This is a genomic window from Mycobacterium shunyiense (assembly GCF_058270035.1).
Window position 1 is genome coordinate 18,491 of sequence record NZ_JBZDPT010000048.1, and the last position, 486, is coordinate 18,976.

General features: G+C 64.0%; 1 protein-coding gene. It reads right to left on the reverse strand.

Features of this window, described 5'->3' with window-relative positions:
• Nucleotides 1-135: 135 nt before the first annotated feature.
• The coding region (locus AC4ELS_RS31385; protein WP_499050866.1) for a helix-turn-helix domain-containing protein at nt 136-486 on the reverse strand (351 nt) is incomplete at its 5' end.

The window sequence follows — 486 nt, forward strand, 5'->3', positions numbered from 1 at the left end:
CTTTGAGGTCGGCGCGCGGGTCGAGCGCCTCGGGTTTGCCCTGGTGATAGAAGAACGTCGAGCGCGCCAACTGCGCGACTTCCAGCAGCACCGGCAGCCGATGATCAGCCTTGAGAGCGGCGACAGCGGCGGCTTTCACCGCCGTTCGTGCGCCCTCAAGGCCCGCAATTTTTTTAGGTAGGCGTTCTCGGCTCGCAGCCGCTCATTCTCCTGCTCCAGCCGCGCCAGGTCCGTCAACTCCTGCGACGAGGAATCAGCGTCTTTGGGTTGGCGCCCTTTGGGTTTGGGTTTCAACCCGTCCTCACCGAGCCGGCGGTAGGTCCGCACCCAGGTCTGCACCAGCGTGGCCGAGGACAGCCGGTACTGCTGAGCTACTTGCTGGGCGGCCGCACCCTCGTCGATCACCTTGCGCACCACGTCGAGCTTGAACTCGAACGAGTACTGCGTTCTGGTCGGTTTTGCCACCAGCACCTTCCTGCCATGCAG